Origin of the sequence: Streptomyces sp. NPDC015661 (assembly GCF_043077765.1) — a bacterium.
Lineage (GTDB): Bacteria > Actinomycetota > Actinomycetes > Streptomycetales > Streptomycetaceae > Streptomyces.
In genome coordinates this window covers 37349-56955 of sequence record NZ_JBIBST010000008.1, presented here as the reverse complement: position 1 = coordinate 56955, position 19607 = coordinate 37349, and the positions used below count along the sequence as shown (strand labels likewise).

Annotated in this window: 12 protein-coding genes; 4 read left to right on the top strand and 8 right to left on the bottom strand. The window is 73.9% G+C overall.

Translation table 11 applies throughout. From position 1 onward, the window contains the following. Window positions 1-46: 46 nt before the first annotated feature. Window positions 47-3832: a multifunctional oxoglutarate decarboxylase/oxoglutarate dehydrogenase thiamine pyrophosphate-binding subunit/dihydrolipoyllysine-residue succinyltransferase subunit gene (locus tag ACF07V_RS22235; protein WP_392156515.1), complete on the top strand. Its 3786-nt coding sequence runs from the start codon at window positions 47-49 to the stop codon at window positions 3830-3832. A gap of 76 nt (window positions 3833-3908) precedes the next feature. On the opposite strand, the gene fxsT is transcribed toward ACF07V_RS22235, so the two are convergent. From fxsT to ACF07V_RS22200, 7 genes are all read right to left on the bottom strand, one after another. Then, window positions 3909-6926 (bottom strand): FxSxx-COOH system tetratricopeptide repeat protein, encoded by a 3018-nt coding sequence (gene fxsT, locus ACF07V_RS22230; RefSeq protein WP_392156513.1) that lies wholly within the window; start codon window positions 6924-6926, stop codon window positions 3909-3911. 59 nt (window positions 6927-6985) lie between these two features. Then, window positions 6986-8263 carry an aKG-HExxH-type peptide beta-hydroxylase gene (locus ACF07V_RS22225; RefSeq protein WP_392156511.1) on the bottom strand — a complete coding sequence of 426 codons (1278 nt, stop codon included), beginning with the start codon at window positions 8261-8263 and terminating at the stop codon, window positions 6986-6988. A gap of 78 nt (window positions 8264-8341) precedes the next feature. Further along, window positions 8342-8551, bottom strand: a complete 210-nt coding sequence (locus tag ACF07V_RS22220; RefSeq protein ID WP_392156510.1) for a hypothetical protein — start codon at window positions 8549-8551, stop codon at window positions 8342-8344. 90 nt (window positions 8552-8641) lie between these two features. Next, window positions 8642-11782 (bottom strand): SAV_2336 N-terminal domain-related protein, encoded by a 3141-nt coding sequence (locus tag ACF07V_RS22215; RefSeq protein ID WP_392156508.1) that lies wholly within the window; start codon window positions 11780-11782, stop codon window positions 8642-8644. Window positions 11783-11789: 7 nt separating this feature from the next. Continuing rightward, a complete protein-coding gene (locus tag ACF07V_RS22210) occupies window positions 11790-12806 on the bottom strand; it encodes an AAA family ATPase (RefSeq protein ID WP_392156507.1) in 1017 nt (338 codons plus the stop codon). A gap of 614 nt (window positions 12807-13420) precedes the next feature. Then, a complete protein-coding gene (locus ACF07V_RS22205) occupies window positions 13421-15454 on the bottom strand; it encodes a trypsin-like peptidase domain-containing protein (protein ID WP_392156505.1) in 2034 nt (677 codons plus the stop codon). Beyond that, window positions 15451-16074 carry a CU044_2847 family protein gene (locus ACF07V_RS22200; RefSeq protein ID WP_392156504.1) on the bottom strand — a complete coding sequence of 208 codons (624 nt, stop codon included), beginning with the start codon at window positions 16072-16074 and terminating at the stop codon, window positions 15451-15453. The genes ACF07V_RS22205 and ACF07V_RS22200 overlap by 4 nt, the downstream gene beginning before the upstream one ends. A 99-nt stretch (window positions 16075-16173) precedes the next feature. Between ACF07V_RS22200 and ACF07V_RS22195 the strand changes: the two genes are divergently transcribed. After that, window positions 16174-16359, top strand: coding sequence for a DUF6104 family protein (locus ACF07V_RS22195; RefSeq protein WP_024761804.1), 186 nt, complete (start codon window positions 16174-16176; stop codon window positions 16357-16359). A gap of 21 nt (window positions 16360-16380) precedes the next feature. On the opposite strand, the gene ACF07V_RS22190 is transcribed toward ACF07V_RS22195, so the two are convergent. Beyond that, window positions 16381-17196: a hypothetical protein gene (locus tag ACF07V_RS22190; RefSeq protein ID WP_392156502.1), complete on the bottom strand. Its 816-nt coding sequence runs from the start codon at window positions 17194-17196 to the stop codon at window positions 16381-16383. Between the two features lie 150 nt (window positions 17197-17346). On the opposite strand from ACF07V_RS22190, the gene ACF07V_RS22185 reads away from it, so the two are divergent. Together ACF07V_RS22185 and ACF07V_RS22180 are read left to right on the top strand one after the other, a co-directional pair. Beyond that, window positions 17347-18222: a DUF4097 domain-containing protein gene (locus tag ACF07V_RS22185; protein WP_392156500.1), complete on the top strand. Its 876-nt coding sequence runs from the start codon at window positions 17347-17349 to the stop codon at window positions 18220-18222. 1 nt (window position 18223) lies between these two features. Next, a complete protein-coding gene (locus ACF07V_RS22180; RefSeq protein WP_392156498.1) occupies window positions 18224-19138 on the top strand; it encodes a helix-turn-helix transcriptional regulator in 915 nt (304 codons plus the stop codon). Window positions 19139-19607: the final 469 nt, after the last annotated feature.

Below are 19607 nucleotides of genomic sequence, written 5' to 3'. Positions count from 1 at the left end.
TTCCGCTGTCCATCACCTTGCGAAGCGGAAGAGGGCGGTTGCCGCCGTGTCGTCTCAGTCCCCCAGTACCCCGAGCTCCCCGGCCGACCAAGACGGGCAGGGCGTGAGCCCCGCAGCCGCCTTCGGTGCCAATGAGTGGCTCGTCGACGAGATCTACCAGCAGTACCTCCAGGACCCGAATTCAGTCGATCGTGCCTGGTGGGACTTCTTCGCCGACTACAAGCCCGGAGCGTCGGAGACCCCGGCCGCCCAGGCCACCACCACCACGCAGAGCGCGCCCGTCGCGCCGCAGGCGAGCCCCGCACAGGCCACGCCTTCGGCTCCGGCGGCCGTTCCGGCCCCCGCGCCCGCCCCGGTCGCGGCCCCGGCTCCCGTGAAGCCGGCCGCGGCCCCCGCGCCGGTCGCCGCGAAGCCCGCCGCCGCTCCGGCGGCCGTCAAGGCCGCCCCGGCCACCGAGGCCCCCGCCGGCCCGGAGCTGATCACGCTGCGCGGCCCCGCCGCCGCGGTCGCGAAGAACATGAACGCCTCCCTCGACGTCCCGACGGCCACGTCCGTCCGCGCCGTCCCGGTGAAGCTGCTCTTCGACAACCGGATCGTGATCAACAACCACCTGAAGCGCGCCCGGGGCGGGAAGATCTCCTTCACGCACCTCATCGGCTACGCGATGGTGCAGGCGATCAAGGCCATGCCGTCGATGAACTACTCCTTCGCGGAGAAGGACGGCAAGCCGACCCTGGTCAAGCCGGAGCACGTGAACTTCGGCCTCGCGATCGACCTGGTCAAGCCCAACGGCGACCGCCAGCTCGTCGTCGCGGGCATCAAGAAGGCCGAGACGCTCAACTTCTTCGAGTTCTGGCAGGCCTACGAGGACATCGTCAAGCGCGCCCGCGTGGGCAAGCTGACGATGGAGGACTTCTCCGGCGTCACGGTCTCCCTGACCAACCCCGGCGGCCTCGGCACCGTCCACTCCGTGCCGCGTCTGATGCCCGGACAGTCCGTCATCATGGGCGTCGGCTCGATGGACTACCCGGCCGAGTTCCAGGGCACCTCCCAGGACACCCTGAACAAGCTGGGCATCTCCAAGGTCATGACCCTGACCTCGACGTACGACCACCGCGTCATCCAGGGCGCCGCCTCCGGCGAGTTCCTGCGGATCGTGGCGAACTTCCTCCTCGGCGAGGAGGGCTTCTACGACGAGATCTTCAAGTCCCTGCGCATCCCCTACGAGCCGGTCCGCTGGCTCCGGGACATCGACGCCTCGCACGACGACGACGTCACCAAGGCCGCGCGCGTCTTCGAGCTGATCCACTCCTACCGGGTCCGCGGCCACGTCATGGCCGACACCGACCCGCTGGAGTACAAGCAGCGCAAGCACCCCGACCTGGACATCACCGAGCACGGCCTCACCCTGTGGGACCTGGAGCGCGAGTTCGCGGTCGGCGGCTTCGCCGGCAAGTCGATGATGAAGCTCCGCGACATCCTCGGCGTGCTCCGCGACTCGTACTGCCGCACCACCGGCGTCGAGTTCATGCACATCCAGGACCCGAAGCAGCGCAAGTGGATCCAGGACCGCGTCGAGCGCCCGCACTCCCGCGTGGAGCGCGAGGAGCAGCTGCGGATCCTGCGCCGACTGAACGCGGCGGAGGCCTTCGAGACCTTCCTGCAGACGAAGTACGTCGGCCAGAAGCGCTTCTCCCTGGAAGGCGGCGAGTCCGTCATCCCGCTGCTCGACGCGGTCATCGACTCCGCCGCCGAGTCGCGCCTCGACGAGGTCGTCATCGGCATGGCCCACCGCGGCCGCCTGAACGTCCTGGCGAACATCGTCGGCAAGTCGTACGCGCAGATCTTCCGCGAGTTCGAGGGCAACCTCGACCCGAAGTCGATGCACGGCTCCGGCGACGTGAAGTACCACCTGGGCGCCGAGGGCACCTTCACCGGCCTGGACGGCGAGCAGATCAGGGTCTCCCTGGCCGCCAACCCCTCGCACCTGGAGGCGGTCGACCCGGTCCTGGAAGGCATCGTCCGCGCCAAGCAGGACGTCATCAACAAGGGCGGCACGGACTTCACCGTCCTGCCCGTCGCCCTCCACGGCGACGCGGCCTTCGCCGGCCAGGGTGTCGTCGCCGAGACGCTGAACATGTCGCAGCTGCGGGGCTACCGCACCGGCGGCACGGTCCACATCGTCATCAACAACCAGGTCGGCTTCACCGCCGCCCCGGAGTCCTCGCGTTCCTCGATGTACGCGACCGACGTGGCCCGCATGATCGAGGCGCCGATCTTCCACGTGAACGGCGACGACCCGGAGGCCGTGGTCCGCGTCGCGCGGCTCGCCTTCGAGTTCCGCCAGACGTTCAACAAGGACGTCGTGATCGACCTCATCTGCTACCGCCGCCGCGGTCACAACGAGGGCGACAACCCGCAGTTCACCAACCCGCAGATGTACAACCTGATCGACAAGAAGCGTTCGGTGCGCAAGCTGTACACCGAGTCGCTCATCGGTCGCGGCGACATCACCCTCGAAGAGGCGGAGCAGGCGCTCCAGGACTTCCAGGGCCAGCTGGAGAAGGTGTTCGCGGAGGTCCGCGAGGCCACCGCCGCCCCGGCCGCGACGACCGTCCCGGACGCTCAGGCCGAGTTCCCGGTCGCCGTCACCACCGCGGTCTCCCAGGAGGTCGTGAAGCGGATCGCCGAGTCGCAGGTCAACGTCCCGGAGCGGATCACGGTCCACCCGCGTCTGCTCCCGCAGATGCAGCGCCGTGCCGCCTCGATCGACGACGGCACCATCGACTGGGGCTTCGGCGAGACCCTCGCCATCGGCTCCCTCCTCATGGAGGGCACCCCGGTCCGTCTGTCGGGCCAGGACTCCCGCCGCGGCACCTTCGGCCAGCGCCACGCGGTCCTGGTCGACCAGGAGACCGGCGAGGACTACACCCCGCTGCTCTACCTGACCGAGGACCAGGCCCACTACAACGTCTACGACTCGCTGCTCAGCGAGTACGCGGCGATGGGCTTCGAGTACGGCTACTCGCTGGAGCGCCCGGACTCCCTGGTCATCTGGGAGGCCCAGTTCGGTGACTTCGTCAACGGCGCGCAGACCGTCGTCGACGAGTTCATCTCCTCGGCCGAGCAGAAGTGGGGCCAGACCTCCGGCGTCACGCTGCTCCTGCCGCACGGCTACGAGGGCCAGGGCCCGGACCACTCGTCCGCGCGCCCGGAGCGCTTCCTCCAGATGTGCGCCCAGGACAACATGACGGTCGCCATGCCGACGCTGCCGTCGAACTACTTCCACCTCCTGCGCTGGCAGGTGCACAACCCGCACCACAAGCCGCTCATCGTCTTCACCCCGAAGTCGATGCTGCGTCTGAAGGCCGCGGCGTCCAAGGTGGAGGAGTTCACCACCGGCGGCTTCCGCCCGGTGATCGGTGACACGACGGTCGACCCGGCGAACGTCCGCAAGGTCGTCTTCTGCGCGGGCAAGGTCTACTACGACCTGGAGGCCGAGCGTCAGAAGCGCGGTGACACGGAGACCGCGATCATCCGTCTGGAGCGCCTGTACCCGCTGCCGGGTGCCGAGCTGCAGGCCGAGATCGCCAAGTACCCGAACGCCGCGAAGTACATCTGGGCGCAGGAGGAGCCGGCGAACCAGGGTGCCTGGCCGTTCATCGCGCTCAACCTGATCGACCACCTGGACCTGGCGGTCGGCGCGGACATCCCGGCGGGCGAGCGCCTGCGCCGGATCTCGCGTCCGCACTCCTCCTCCCCGGCGGTCGGCTCGGCCAAGCGCCACCAGGCGGAGCAGCAGCAGCTGGTCAACGAGGTCTTCGACGCCTGATCTCGTACCGCGTGAGGAGGCCCGGCACCCCGGAAGGGGTGCCGGGCCTCCGGCGTTTCCGCCTGCTGTACGGGGCTCAGCCCAGGTTGGCCTCGAAGTCCCAGTAGGGCCGGTTGCGCTGGCGTGCCGACAGGGTGTGCGGGTGCTGGGCGCCGAGGGTGCGGGTGAGGGTGAGCAGGGCGTCCTCCTCCAGCTTCCCGGCCTCCTCGGTCTCCCTGAGCCCGCGCAGGTCGGTGGCGAGGGCTACCTGGCAGGAGAGGGTGAGCGGGTGCTCGTTGCCGAGGGTGTGCCGGGCCCGGCGCAGGGTGTCCCGGCTGAGCTCGGCGGCGTCGTGGACGCGGCCGTTGAAGTTGCGGGCGGCGCAGGCGTTGAGCGCGCAGCCGAGCACCCAGGGGTGGTCGGAGCCGAGCGAGGAGGTCAGTCCGGCGAGGGCGGCCTCCAGGATGGCGAGGGCGTCCGCGCGTTCGCCGGAGGCCTGGAGGACGAGGGCGGTGTTGGCGAGGACGCCGGTGGCGACCGGGTGTGCGGGGCCGAGGAGGGCGCGGTAGCCGGCCTCGGCCTCGCGGCTGAGTTCGCGGGCGTGGTCGAGGTCGCCGTGTTCGCGGAGGTAGTTGGCGTAGTTGTTGAGGGAGGAGAGCGTCACGTAGTGGGTGCGGCCGTGCACCTGCTCCAGCTGGTCGAGCAGGCTGGCCATGGTGGCTCCGAGGTCCTGCTGGAAGCCGCCCTCGCGGCGCCGGCACAGGGCCAGCTGGGTGCGGGCGTACAGGGTCTGCAGGTGCTGCGGGCCGAGCACCTGCACATGGCGCAGGACGTTGGCCTCCTGGCGGGCGAGCGCCTCGCGGTACTGGCCGAGCAGCCGCAGGTCGTGCGCGAGGGCGTTGCTGGAGTTGAGGGTGTGGGAGTGGCGTTTGCCGAGGACCCGCTCGCTGAGGGCGAGGGTCTCGGCGTCGGACTCGTACGCCTCCTGGAAGCGGCCGAGCTGCCGCAGGGTGACGCCGAGGTTGTGCCGGGCGACGAGGGTGGAGAACTCGCTGTCGCCGAGGAGGCGTTCGGCGTCGGCGAGGACATGGCGCTGGAGCCGTTCCGACTCCTTGTACTGGCCGAGGAAGCGCAGGTCGCTGGAGATGGCGCTGCTGGAGAGCAGGGTGCCGAGCTCGTTGGGCGGCTGGGCTGCGGCGAGGCGTTCCCGCTGGGCGAGGTCGAGGTCGTAGGCCTCGCGGAAGCGGCCGAAGGAGCGCAGGATGTTGCTCTGCTGGGTGGTGAGGTCCAGCATGGGCTGGTCCAGCGGGTCCATGAAGGTGGACCAGTTGTCCCGGATCTTCTCGGCGAGCTGGATGCCGGCCCTGAACTCGCCGCTGCGGAAGCAGTAGCGCAGACAGTTGAGCACGGCTGTCTGGGTGCGCGGGTTGTGGCTGAGGAGCGCGCCGGAGGGTTCCAGGTGGGGCAGGAGTTCGGCGTAGCGGGGCCAGTGCCGGCTGTCCATGGGGTTGCCGGGGTCGGCCTCGGCGAGCAGGGTGCGGACGGCCTGGCGGTGGGCGGCGCGGTGGTCGCCCTCGGTGAGCCGGGCGACGATGTCGTGGACGAGCCGGTGCATGTGCACGGACTCCTGGTGCGGGCCCACCTCGGCGTTGTTGACGGGGCCCCGGGTCTCGCGGGTGAGTACCGAGTAGTTGACCAGGGTGTCCAGGGCCCGGGACCAGGCGGCGAGGTCGGTGACCATCCACCGCAGGTCCTCGGGGAGGTCCGCCTGCGGGTAGGCGCGGATGAGGCCGAGCGGGATGCGGCCGGGGGCGAAGGAGGCGCACAGGCTGAGCACGTCGATGGCCTGCGGCTGGGCGCGTCGGAGCCGGTTGATCAGTATCGACCAGGAGGTCAGGGACGCCTGGGGGAAGCCGTCGCCGGAGGGCTCGACGGCGGAGATCCGTCCTTCGCGGACCATGTGCAGGTACTCGGAGACCTCCATGCGGGACTCGCCGAGCCAGGCCGCGGCCTGGACGAGCGGCAGGGGCACGTCGCCGAACTCGGAGGCGACCTCGTCGGCCTCGGGCGCCGTGACGTGCGGGGCGCGCCGCATCAGATAGCCGGTGGACTCGGCGCGGTCGAAGCCGGGGACTTCGAGGATGTCGGTGTAGTCGCCCCAGCCGCGGTTGCGTGAGGTGACGAGGACGTGGCCGGGGCCGTGCGGCAGGATGACGTTGGCGCCGTCGGTGTCGTCCCAGCCGTCGAAGACGATGAGCCAGCGGGAGTGCGGGTCGCCCCGGCGCAGGGCCTCGCGGACGGCGCGGATGCGTTCGCCGGGTTCGTTGCCGGTGGCGAGTCCGAGTTCGGCGGCGAGCTCGCCGAAGCGGTCGCGCTGCACGTTGCGGTCGTCGGAGCTGACCCACCACACGACGTCGTAGTCGGAGCTGAATCGGTGGGCGTACTCGGCGGCGATCTGGGTCTTGCCGATGCCCGACATGCCGAGCAGGGTGCACGCGGCATTGCCGCGCTCGGCGTCCATGAGCCGTTCCTGGAGCTCGCTGAGCAGGTCGTCGCGGCCGGTGAAGCGCGGGTTGCGGCGCGGGATCTCGCCCCAGATCTCGGGAGGGGTGTCCGGGAAGCGGACGAGTGATCCGGCGGGCAGCCGGCGGCCCGAGGGGCGGCGGGCTTCGACGCCGAGCCGGCTGAGCAGCCGGACTTCGGCCTCCTCCTCGCCGACGCCCCACAGGCTGACGGGTTCGAGGACGGCGGTGGCCGGGAGCAGGGTCCGGTTGGTGAGGTTGACGGCGGCGAACCGCTCGGAGTGGGCGGCGACGAAGCCGCGCAGGACGTCGTTCCACTCACCGGCCGCGCGCGGGCCGAGCTGGAAGAACCAGTCGTCCAGGACGAGCAGCACCTGGCCGCGGGCGAGCAGCAGGTCGCCGAGGGAGTCCTCCAGGGGCACCTCGCGCGGCGGGTCCCAGCGCTGGAGGCTCGCGCGCACCCCGTACGCGTCGAGCCGCTGATTGATCCAGGTCGCCCACGGACGGTGATAGCCGGGGAAGACCACGAGGACATGTTCCGGCGCGCTTCTGGCTCCGTGGTCCCCCGCACCGCCCGATCGCTGTTCCGCCATCTGTCGTGTCTCCCGTCCCGCAACCGCGCAACGCAGTGTCATGTGCCGTGGGCACAGTGTTACCCAGCGACCAGGGGGGTCGCGCCGAGGCTCGCGTGATGCAGCCTCATTTGGCGAACGAACTCCCGCCCGTTCGCGGTCAGTTCATCGGATTCAAGCAGGATAAGGAGGGCCTCGCCCACCTGATCGTGGATGTCGTCGAACTGTTGCCCGGCAGCGGACCGCCAGGACCTGGGCACCCCGTCGGCGGTGACCGCACGCCGCCACAGATCGGACAGGGCCAGGTGCGCGTAGGCACCGTGCAGCACACCGGCGATGGGCCGCGGGTCCGAGCGCCAGCCCACCCGGTGCACGGCGTCCCGCCCGGGGCCGTACAGCGGCACGAGTTCATGGAGGGTCGCCAGCTTGCTGTGGTGCAGCTCGTGCACGAGGGTCTCGGCCATTCCCTGCCCCTCCGCGGGCAGCGAGGTGAGTACGGCTCCGGGGGCGGCGCTCAGCGTGGCACCCAGGTGCCGGGGGCCGCGCGGAACGACGGGGACGACCGCGCGGACGCCGCGGGCCACCTCGGCCGCCCGGCCCGGGTCCGTTCTGGCGAGGAGGTCCTGGGCGGCGTGCATGGTGGCGGACCAGGCGGCGTGGTCGGTGTCGGCGGGGTCGGCCGCGGTGACCGCCGTACCGCCGCCCACGCCGGACGGCACCCGGTACGGGTCGACATCGTCCAGGCCCGCGGCGCCGCCGGGGAGGGGGCTGACCGCGCGCCAGCCGGGCCCGCGGCCCGTGAGGACGCCGTGACGGCGGCCGGTCAGCTTCAGGACTGCGGGCGCGGCATGGCGGGCACCGTCCGGGTGGAACCGTACGGTCCGCTCGCCGGCGCTGATCCGGACGCGGTCCGCGGCCACTCCCAGCCGGCCCACGCCGGGCAGCGGGAGCAGGCCGTCCGGGGTCTCCACGGTCAGGTCGAGCGGACCGCCGCCGCGCAGGGCGGCGGTGACCGCGAGGTTGTCGAGGTGGCCGAGCAGCCTGTCGAAGGCCGGCCCGGCGGGCTCGGCAAGCGCGCCGGCCAGCCAGGCCCCGGTCGTCGGATAGTCGAGGACGTCCCGGACCACGGCGGGATGGCGCCGCTCGACCCGTTCGAGGAGTTCCCAGGAGCGCTCGAAGCGGCCGAGCGCGCCCGGTTCGACGGACACTCGGTGCCTGTGCACGCGCACCAGGAGCGCTTTGAGGAGCAGCAACCGCCGGGCATGGAGGGCGGATCGCAGCAGCGAGAGCCCGTCCGGGGCGGAGCTGATCCGGGCCAGTCGGGCGAAAACCGGCGCGGGCAGGGGCGCAGTGCTCATTCCCGCCTCCAGGGGCCCGCGGCGGGCGGCGCGCATCTGACCGAAAACGGCCGGTCGGCGCGGCCACTCCACCGGATGTCAGCCGTGGATGCCGTCCGAGCCGCCCTCGACGAACCAGGAAGCCCCCAGCTCCTGCGGATGCCAGAGCACCCGCTCGACGGCGGCCGCCAGCTCGGGATCGTCCATGAAGCGCAAGGTCCGCAGGTCCACGCCGGTGAGGTCGGGCAGGCCCCATGGCCGTTCGCCTTCCCCGTCGACGCCTGCGACCCGCTGCGTGTGCTCCAACACCCTCGGCTCCTCCTCACCGACCCTTGTCCCCCACGGTCGTAGCGGCGGAGCGGTTCTTCCCGACGTCCGAAAGCCAGAAACCCGTTCGACTCAACTGCGCCCATGCGCGCCCCCGTTATCCAGCCGTTCCGGCTCCCCTTCGCCGCACGCCCACCAGGGCGGGGCGATCCGGCGCCGTTCCTCGCGGGACAACCGGTCCGGGCGCGGGCGGGCGTCGGCGCCGACCTCGGCGAGCAGGGCCCTGGTCCGGTCCACGTCCGCCCAGTCGACCGCCACCAGCATCCCGTCGAGCCGCCGCCACTGCTCGGCGGCCTCGGCCAGGACGGTCGCGGCGCTGCCGACGCTGTCCATCAGGTACAGCACCGCCCCCTGGGCGTGGAGCGCCCGCGCCAGGGTGACCGTGCCCGGGGTGTCGCCGCGGGCGGAGCGGGTCTCGTCGGCGGCGCGCCGGAAGGCGGTGAGGGCGTCGACGAGCTGTCCGTCCCGCGCCGCTTCGCTCAACTGGAGTTGCACCCAGCCGAGTTGCAGCCATACCTCGGCCCGGATCGCCGGGTCGCGGGTGGCGCGCAGGGCCTCGTCGAGGAGATGGCGGCTCTCGTACAGGTCCGGCAGGAAGCCCGCGCGGTCGAAGCGCAGGGCGAGGACGCTGCCGATGAGGATCCGGGCCCGCTCGCGGTCGGCGGCGCCGGCGGGGAGGCAGGTGAGGGCCTCGCGCAGCACGGACTCGGCGCGGTCGACCGGCCGGGTCCCGGTGCCGGAGGCGGCGCGGCGCAGCAGCGAGGCGCCCCAGGTGAGCAGGAGCCGGCCGCGCTGTCCGTTCTCGACGGGGGCGAGCAGGGTGGCCTCTTCGTACGCCTCGTCCGCCGCCGTGCCGTCGCCCGCCGTGTCGTACAGGCGGGCCCGGGCGGCGGTGTGACGCAACCTCAGGGCGCGCCCGTCGCCGAGGAGCGCCTCCGCGCGGTCGAGGACGGGGGCGACGCGGTCCGCTCCGGCCTCGGCGAGCTGCAGGGCGTCGGCGAGGTCGAGCAGGGCGGCGGCGCTCTCCCCGAGGGCGAGGGCGGCGGTGAGCTCCTCGGCGGCCGCGGCGCCGTCACCGCGCGCGAGGAGCAGCCGTCCCCGGCGCAGGTGCAGGGTGGGCCGGGCGGCCGGGGGCCAGCGGTCCGCGTCCTCGGCGAGCACGGCGAGGGCGGCGTCGAGCTGTCCGGGGTCCTCGGTCTCCTGCCACAGGGCGTGGTGGACGGCGGCCCGTTCGAGGCGGGCCTCGGCCCAGTGCTCGTCTCCGGGCCTGGCCAGCTCCCCGGCGTGGACGAGGGTGTCGGCGGCCCGGGTGAGGAGCTCGCGGCGGCGGCCGGCACGCCGGGCGGCGCCGGTGCCCGCCTCCGCGTACAGGATGCGGCCGAGGAGGATCCGGGCGGCGACGGGCGCGGCGGGGAGCGCCTCCTCGGCCCGTTCGCGGGCGGCGGCGAGGAGGGCGGGGTCGGACTGGGCGCGTCCCTGTTCGAGGAGGCGGCGGGCTTCGGTGAGGGGGTCGGGGGTGACGAGGTCGGGGTGGTAGAAGCGGAGCACGCGCGCGGGGATGCGGGCGAACAGTTCCGCCTCGGCCCCCTCGGGGCCGGTGGGGTCCTCGGTGTCGTCGGGCGGGGTGACGAGGCCGGGTCCGCCCTCGCCGTCGGCGCCCGGGCCGTGGCCGGCGAGGCGGGCGGCGGCGAGCGCCGGGAAGTTGCGCATGCCCTGGCCGAAGTTGCGCTCCACGTAGGCCGAGCAGTGCTTGAGAACGAGGGCGGCGGCGCCCGGATCGAGCGAGCCGAGGAGCAGCTGCTGGATGCCGGGCGGATAGCTGAAGCAGGGGTACGGGGCGGGGCCGGGCAGTCGGCGGAGGAGTCCGCTGAGCAGCACCTCGGCCAGCTCCATGGGCCCGGTGTCGGGCAGCATCGCGCGCTGGACGAGCTGCATGACGGGGAGGGTGAGCGGGGCCGCCGCGAGGTGGACGGCGAGCCGGAGCGCGCCCGGTGAGGCGCCGGCCCGGAAGGCGTGCAGGACCTCCTCGTCGCCGCGCGGGACCCGGGGTGCCCTGGGCGTCTGCGGCCGTGCCGGCTCGGGGGTGAGCCAGGCGGCCCAGCCGCGAACGGTGTCGCCGCCGTGGCCGGTGTGGAGCCGCGCCCAGGAGGCGAAGGCCTCGGGGGTGGGGGTGAGCACGGGCACGGCCCGCCGCGCGGGGTCGAGGGCCGCCCAGGGTTCGTCGTCGGAGCGGAAGACGGCGGGGCCCCTGGGGGCCGCGGAGCGCTGGAAGGTGCCGGGTTCGGCGGGGAGCGCGGTGCGCGGCCAGAGGCGCGGCGGCAGGGGCTGGACGAGGGCGAGCGGCGAGTGGCGGGGCCAGTCGTGCAGGAAGCGCTGGGCGGCGCCGCGCTGCCACAGGGGGCCGACGCAGTCGCTGACGACGAGGGTGAGGCGGCACCCGGTGGGGTCGTGGAGCTGGTCGACGGGGCGGAGCCGCGGTCTGCCGTCGGTGCCGCTGGTCGTGGTGACGAGCGGCGGTCCCTCGCCGGTGTCGTACAGGCGGTGCACCTGGACGTCGCGGAAGGCGCCGGACTGCTGGCAGGCCTGGCGGAGTTCCTCGACCATGCGGTCCCAGACGACCATGGCGGGGCCGGTGTCCATGAGGAGCTGGATGTCGGGGCGGCGGCCGGCGGCGGGGCGCAGGACGGGCGTCAGGATGCCCGCGGCGGCGCTGCGTTCGGCGGTGGCCTCCTCGTCGAGGGGGCCCTCGCCGGGGCGCGGCGGGGCGGGCGCGTACCCCCGCAGCGGGCGCAGGGCCTTCTGGAGGCCGAGGAGTCCGGGCAGGGCGTTGGCGCCGGGCGCGCGTACGGGCAGGGCCGCGCCCCGCCTCGTACCCCCGCCCGCGCCGGAGCGCGCTCCGGCCGCGGGGGCGGCTCCGGCGCGCATGTGGAGGGCGACGGACTCGTGGCCTCCGGTCTGCGCGGGTTTGTGCGGGGACGTGCGCGGGGGCACCTCCTCGCTATTGGCCGGATCTCGCCCCTCGTCGGCGGGCCGGGCCGTCCCCGTGCTCCCGTCGTCCGCGCGGGACGGCGGCTCCGGATCGGGGGTTTCCGGTTCCGGCAGCCACTGGGACAGCCAGAGCGCGTCCGCGACCGCCTCGGCGGACGGGTCCACCCCGCCCGCCCGCAGTCTGCGGGTCAGCTCCTCCAGAGGCATCCGGTGCGTCCGGTGCATCCGGTCATCACCTCGGCTGATCGAGCGGCTGCATGAGCATGTCCGCGATGCGTTCCCTGGTCACCCGCTCGGCGCGGGAGGCGTGCTGGGTGAGGTAGAGCGCGTTGAGCAGCTGGTCGGTGGCGATGACCTCGCCGGGCTCACGGTTCAGGAAGCGCTGGACGAGGCCCTGTTCGCCGTCGCCCGCGGCGGCGTCGGTGCCGAGGTGGGCCTCGATCATGGCGCCGAGCTGCTCCTCGCCGGGCGGTTCGAGCTCCAGGCGGATGCAGCGGCGCAACAGGGCCGCGGGGAAGTCCCGTTCGCCGTTGGAGGTGAGCACGATGAAGGGGAAGGTGGTGCAGCGGACCCGGCCGCCCTGCACCGGGACCTTGCGGCCGTCGTCGCTGAGCACCTCGACGACGGGCTCCCGGTCGGCGAGCCGCTCCAGCTCGGGGATGGCGAACTCGCCTTCCTCCAGGGCGTTCAGGAGGTCGTTGGGCAGATCGAGGTCGCTCTTGTCGAGCTCGTCGATGAGCAGGACGCGGGGCTGCTCGGAGGGGAGCAGGGCGGTGCCGAGCGGTCCGAGCCGGATGTACGAGCCGATGCCGGCCGGGGCCGCGGCGGCGGAGCCGGGCGCACCGGCCTGGGCGCGTTCCAGCTGGACGTCCTGGAGGCGGCCGATGGCGTCGTACCGGTAGAGGCCGTCCTGGAGGGTGGAGCGGCTGACGATGGGCCAGCGCAGCACGCGGCCGAGGCGCAGTTCGTGGGCGACGGCGTGCGCGAGGGTGGACTTGCCGGTTCCGGGGTTGCCGGTGACGAGAAGGGGACGCCGCAGGTACAGGGCGGCGTTGACGGCGTCGGTCTCGGCGGGCCGGGGGTGGTGGTTCTGGACGAGTCGGCGTTTGACGCCGAGCCGCCGGTCGGAGCCGGCCAGGGTGTCGTCGGCGCCGCCCGTCGAGAAGTCGCGCCAGGGCGGCGGGGCGGGCAGGCGCCGTATCTCGTCGTGCGGATGCCCGGCCCCACGGTAGATCCGCCAATCGTTCACGATGGACTCCTCCTGGCTGTGGTGTGCTGGCCGGGCTTCCTGAACGTACCGCCCGGGGGCCGCCCCTGCCGACCCCCAAACCGGTCGTCCCGGCCGGGACTTGAAGACGCTGGACTCGCGGTCGACGCCGGGCCGGACGGGTCCGGACGCGGATCCGGGGACGGGGCTTGGCGCGGATCCGGGGACGGGGCTGGGCGCGAGGCGCGCGGGGACGGGGCTTGGCGCGGATCCGGGGACGGGACTGGGCGCGAGGCGCGGGGACGGGGCTTGGCGCGGATCCGGGGACGGGACTGGGCGCGAGGCGCGCGGGGACGGGCCGGACCGGGCCTGGGACGGGTCCTGGGGCCGGTCCGGGCGCGAGGCGCGCGGGGGCGGGGCTTGGCGCGGATCCGGGGACGGGACTGGGCGCGAGGCGCGCGGGGGCGGGCCGGACCTGGCCCGGGACGTGTCCTGGGGCCACGCCTGGCGCGAAGCGCGCGGGGGCGGGCCGGACCGGGCCTGGGACGGGTCCTGGGGCCGCTCCGGGCGCGAGGCGCGCGGGGGCGGGCCGGACCGGGCCCGGGGCCGCTCCGGGCGTGAGGCGCGTAAGGCGCGTAACGCGCGCGGGGGCGCCGTCACTGGTCCTCCTCGCCGAGCAGCGGCGGGGCCTCCAGGCGGCCGCCGTGCGGCGGGCGGTCGGGCGGGTCGTACAGGACGGCGATGGTCTCGGCCCAGGCGAGGTCGGCCCGCTCCGGCGCCAGGGTGCGCAGCGAGCGGACGGGCTTGCCGAGCCCCTGGGCCGTACGCGCCTCCGCGAGCAGCCCTTCGGCCCGCGCGTGGAAGTCCGCGCAGTCGGTGTGGTCGTGGGCGCCGGTCCGCCAGAGGGCCAGCGGATGGCCGGCGGTGAGGGCCGCGTTCATCGCCATGAGCCCGTCGCCGCTGCCCACCGGGCCGCAGTAGACGGGAACGGTGCCGCCCTCCGCCTCGCGGAGCCGGTCGTACGTCTCCGCCCATATCTCCCGGCGCACGCGCGGGGTGTGGGCGTCCGGGCCCGCGCCTGGCACCTCGGCGCGCAGCGGGACCGCGCGCAACGGCCCGCGCTCCCCCGCCTCCCAGCGCTCCCGCCACTCGGGCGACGCGTCCTTGCCGTGGCGCCGGGCGTCCCTGATGACCACGATGCGGCGCTGCCCGAGGGTGATGGACCCCCATGCCTCGTCGGGGCCCTGCGGGGGTTCGAGCCGCCAGGTGTCGAGCGGCTCGTCGAAGAGCTCGCGGGGCAGCACCGCCTCCACCGAGGCCAGGTGCGGCCCGTTGTCGCCGAGCCGGAGGGCCTCGGCGAGCGGACCGCGCAGGGTCTCCTTGAGCTGGGCCCGCTCGACGCCGCGGTCGTCGCCGTGGAGCGGGGTGACCATGTGCCCGTCGCGGAGCAGCTTCACGCGCCAGGGGTAACGCCGGCCCCAGCGGGGCGTGTCGATCTCCAGGAGCACGTCCGCGCGTGCCCGGCGCTCGCGGACGGACACGGGGGACGCCGAGCGGCCGACGCCGATCAGGTCGTCGATCTCGCGGCGGAGGAACGGGCCCGCGTCGGCGGCCCGGTCGATGATCCAGCCCCGGAAGGCGGCCTCGTCGGCCAGGCCGCCGGGGCGCCCGGAGACGCGTCGGACGACATGGGCCGCGTACAGGAGCACGGCGTCGAGGCCGGGGTCGCCCGGATCGCTGCGGTCGGGCGCGCGCAGCCCGTACAGCAGGGCGGCGCCCTCGCTCCACGTCCGCGGGTCGTCCTCGAACGCGTCCGGGGTCGTGGTGTTCCTGATCCAGGCCTTGACCTGGTCGACCAGGTCCATGATCTCGCCGGCGTTGATCGGCGGGGGCAGCGCGGCGAGCTGTCCCCGCAGCCGGGTGCGCAGGCGCGGGCTCAACCGGTGCGGACCGTCGAGGCGCTCCTGCGCGCGCGTCCAGTCGGATCCGTCGTCCAGCGACTGGAGGTAGTGGTCGAGGTGATGGCGGTCGTGCTCCCGCAGGGCCTCGGCCCAGAACTCGCCCCCGGGAGCGTCGTGCAGGCGGCGCAGCGCGGTGAGGGGCACCAGGGCGCCCTGGTCGGACCAGCGTCCCTTGTTGAAGCCGATCACGGCGCCGGTGGCGTCATCGACGACGGGGCCGCCGGAGCAGCCCTCGACGGGCAGCACCCCCTCCGTCACGAGGGCCCGGGCGTCGACGCCGCTCAGCCTGCCGTGGACCTGGCGGATGCCCAGCTCCCCGGTCTCCCGGGACCAGCCGTGCAGGCCGACCTCGGTGGTCCGGGCCGGTGGCAGCTCGGCGAGCTGGACGCATGAGGCCTTGCCGGTGCCGGGCACGCGCACGAGCGCGACGTCGGGGAAGCCCCAGGGTTCGGGGCGCGTGTCGGGGTCCTCGGGCCGGGGCAGGGCGAGCACCACGGTGCCGATGGACCGGCGCGTGGTCCTGCCGTCCTGCCAGGTGATGCCGACGGCCGGCTCTTTCCTCCACACCTCGCCACCCCCCTCGGCCACGACATGGGCGCACGTCAGCACCCAGCCGGGGGCGATGAAGAAGCCGGTGCCCCAGAACTGGTCGCCGTGCGGGTCATACCCGCCGTCGGGAGCGCCGATGCGTACGAGTGCGGGGCGCACGAGAGCGTCGAAGGCGCTCATGCGGTGCCATCGGCCGCCGGGCGCCGCTGCGGGACGATGCCTGAGCGCCGTTCCGCGACCTCCGACCCGGCGGAGCCGGGCGCGGCCCCGGTCGCGGGTCCTGCAGATCCGGGCGCGGGTCCTGCAGATCCGGGCGCGGGGTCGGCGGATCCGGACGTGGAGACCGTCGCGGGTTCGGACGCGGAGACCGCTGCGGATCCGGACGTGGAAACCGTCGCGGGCTCGGACGCGGAGACCGTCGCGGGTTCCGTTGCCGGGCTCGTTTCGGCCGTCGCCGCGGGGGCGGTGGCCGGACCCGGTTCCGTCCAGGTGAGGGAGACGTTCACGGAGGCCTTGCCGGCGCCGTCCGCGAGGACGCCGATCACCTTGCCGGACTGCGCCGACAGTTCGATGCCGAAGCTGACGGCGACCTCCACCGGCCCCTGCGGGTCGAGCCCCGCGCGCAGGGAGCCGACGACCCCGCGCACCACGTCCGTGAGCCCGCCGGCCATCGAGACGACCCGGTCCCTGACCCCGGTGTCCTGGAAGCCGCCGCCCCTGCCGAGCTCCTCCGCGTCGCTGACCCGCGCCCAGACGGGCGTGCCGTCGTCCAGTCGAATCCGAGCGATCCCGTGTGCCACAGCGGCCCCCGCTCCCCGAAGCGATGTTGGATCCAGAAGGCTAATCGGTGGGACTGACGGGCGACAGGGGACCTGAGGGGTACGGCCTATCCTGATCGCATGTACTTCACCGACCGTGGCATCGAGGAACTGGAGAAGCGGCGCGGCGAGGAGGAGGTCACCTTCGAGTGGCTCGCCGAGCAGCTGCGGACGTTCGTCGACCTCAACCCCGACTTCGAGGTGCCCGTCGAGCGCCTCGCGACCTGGCTGGCCCGTCTGGACGACGACGAGGACGACGACGAGTAGGAAGCTCCTCCGGCTGCGGGGTCACCGCTCCCGCAGCCGGTCGTAGGCGAGCCCGAGCGCGCCGTGCGCGACGAGCAGCGCCCCGGCCGTCGCCCAGCCGCCGCTGCGCCGCGCGGCACCCCAGACCAGCAGCGGCACCCCCGCGAGGAGCTGCGCCCCGCCCAGTACGCGCGCCTTGGGACCGCGCAGGTACGGGCCGAGGGGACCGCCCTCCACCACGTCCAGCTCCGCGCGCACGGCATCCCTCCAGCCCGACCATTCGAGCTGCTCGGCACCCTGGGCGAGGGCCACCGAGCGGAGCCGGTCGGCGTTCTCGCCCGGGACGATCCCGGTGGGCAGGGCGAGTCCGGCGCGGGCCAGGACCGCGACGACGCCGAGGAGCCGGGTGTGGGCGTCGGCGTCCGGGTCGGGCTCGGTGAGCGGTTCGAGGGCCTGCGCGTCCAGGACGGGATCGAGGGCGAGCCGGGCGGCGAAGGTGCGCATGGCCTCGTCCTCGCCGACGGGGGTGCCGTCCGCGAGCCAGGTGTAGCCGACCGTACGGCGGAAGCCGGCGGCGAGCGTGAGACCGGCCCGGTCGCGGTCCCACCAGAGCGCGACGACGGGCCAGCCGGCGGCCGAGACGGCGAGGGCGGTGGCCCAGCCGGTGACGACCTGTTCGACGGGCTCCCCGCCGTGGAGCCAGGGCTTCCCCTCCGGTACGAGCACGCTCCATTCGGGGCCCGCGGCGGCGAGGAGCAGCTGTTCCCGTAGGAGTTGGGCCGACGGCCGGACCGCCGGGGGCTCGGCGCGGCAGAGCAGCAGCGCTCCGACGGGGTGCGGTCCGGATGTCGCGTTCATGGGCCCTACGCTAGGCCAATTTGTCCGTGTACGACGCGTATTACCCCTCCCCTGTCAGGGATGAATCAGGGTTGACTCCCCTTGGCCGCGATATATCGTGTCTATCGAGAGACGCGATATGTTGCGTTGCCGATACGGGAGGTCAGCACCATGACAGAGTGGTCCGTCACCGAGCCGACGAAGCTGGCTCCGGCCGACCCCGTGACGCTTCTGCAGGTCCGCATCGTCAACGGCGCGGTGAACGTGGTGGGGACGGACGAGAGTTCCGCCCGAGTGGAGATCTCCGAGATCGAGGGTCCTCCGCTGATCGTGACGCAGGACGGCTCCACGCTGACCGTGACCTACGAGGACCTGCACTGGAAGAGCATCCTCAAGTGGTTCGAGCGCAGGGAGTACCGGCGCCGGGCCGTGGTCTCCGTCGCCGTTCCCGCGGGCGTCGACGTCGAGGTGGGCGTGGTCGGCGCGGAGGCGGTCGTCACGGGGATCAGAGGGCGTACGGAGGTGCGCGGCGTCACGGGCGACACCACCCTCCTCGGGCTCTCCGGCCCGGTCCGTGCCGAGAGCGTCTCGGGAAGTCTGGAGGCCCAGTCCGTCACCGGCGCGCTGCGCGTCAACTCCGTGACCGGCGACGTGACGGTGATCGAGGGCGCGGGCTCGTCCGTGAAGGCCGACACGGTCAGCGGTGACATGGTCATCGACCTCGACCCGGCCCGGCTCGACGGCCCGCCCGCCGACATCCGGCTCACCAGCGTCTCCGGCGAGGTCGCCATCCGCCTGCCGCACCCGGCCGACGCCCGGGTCGAGGCGAGCACCACGAGCGGCGCCGTGTCGAACGCCTTCGAGGACCTGCGGGTGGGAGGCCAGTGGGGCGCCAAGTCCATCACCGGCACGCTCGGTTCGGGCCGGGGCACGCTCAAGGCGACGACCGTGTCCGGATCCATCGCCCTGCTCCGCCGCCCCGAGCCCGAGGACGACGGCGAAGCCACCCCCTCGTCCGCTGCCTCCTCGACCGGAAAGGTGCTCTGACATGCCGCCCGTCTTCGCCCACGGACGCCTCCGCCTGTACCTCCTCAAGCTGCTCGACGAGGCCCCGCGCCACGGGTACGAGGTGATCAGGCTCCTGGAGGAGCGCTTCCAGGGGCTGTACGCACCCTCGGCGGGCACGGTCTACCCGCGCCTCGCCAAGCTGGAGGCCGAGGGCCTCGTCACCCACGCCAGCGAGGGCGGCCGCAAGGTCTACTCGATCACCGACGCCGGCCGCGCCGAGCTGGCCGGGCGCGACGCCGAACTGGACGACCTGGAGCGGGAGATCCGCGAGTCGGTCTCGGAGCTGGCGGCGGAGATCCGTGAGGACGTGCGCGGGGCGGCCGGCCGGGTCCGCAGCGAGATGCGCGCGGCCGCGGGACAGAGCCGCACGGTGGATCCTCCCTCGTTCGCCGAGGCCAAGGAGGAGATGCGCCGCTTCAAGCAGGAGTGGAAGCAGCAGGCCCGCGAGGCCCGCGAGGAGGCCAGGTCGGCACGGCGCCAGGCGAAGGAGTTCCAGCGGATCGCCCAGCAGGTGCAGGAGGAGGTCCAGGACCGGTTCTCGCGGGGCGACTGGCCCAAGGGGGTCTGGGAGGGGATCTCGGGCATCACGGCCCAGCTCGGCGACCTGGTGGCGGGCACGACCCACCCGAAGGCCGCCTCGCAGGAGCCGCCGTTCGCGAAGACCGCTTCCGACGAGGCCCCCGCCGAGGAGGCGCCGGAGTGGGCGCGGGACACGGCGGGCACGGGAGACCCGGCCCGCGACCTCGACCGGCTGCTCGACCGCTTCCGCGACGAGATCCGCGACGCGGCCCGCGACCACGGGGTGACCCAGGACCAGCTGACGGAGACCCGCCGCCACCTGTCGACGACGGCCCTCCACATCAAGACCCTGCTGAACCCGCAGAGAAAGCCCTGACGGACGGGCCCGGACCGGACGGGCCGGGCCCGGGCTGGACCGAGCCGGGCAGAGCCGGGCTGGGCCGGGCCGGACCGAGCCAGGCGGAGCCGGGCCGAGCCGAGCCGAGCCGGGCCGGGCCGGGCCGGGCCGGGCAGAGCCGGGCCGGGCCAGGCGGAGCCGGGCCGTGCCGGGCCGGGCCGGGCCGGGCCAAGCCAGGCCGGACCGAGCCAGGCCGGACCGAGCCAGGCGGAGCCGGGCCAGGCCGAGCCGGGCCAGGCCGAGCCGGGCCAGGCCGAGCCAGGCCGAGCCAGGCCGAGCCGGGCCGAGCCAGGCCGAGCCAGGCCGAGCCGGGCCGAGCCGAGCCGAGCAGAGCCGGGCCGGGCACGGGCCAGACCGCGCTGAGCCCTGACCGCGCCGGCCCGGTCACGCGTCACCATGTCACCACGTCACCGTGTCCCGCGTCCCCGCGTCCCCGCGTCACCCGTCG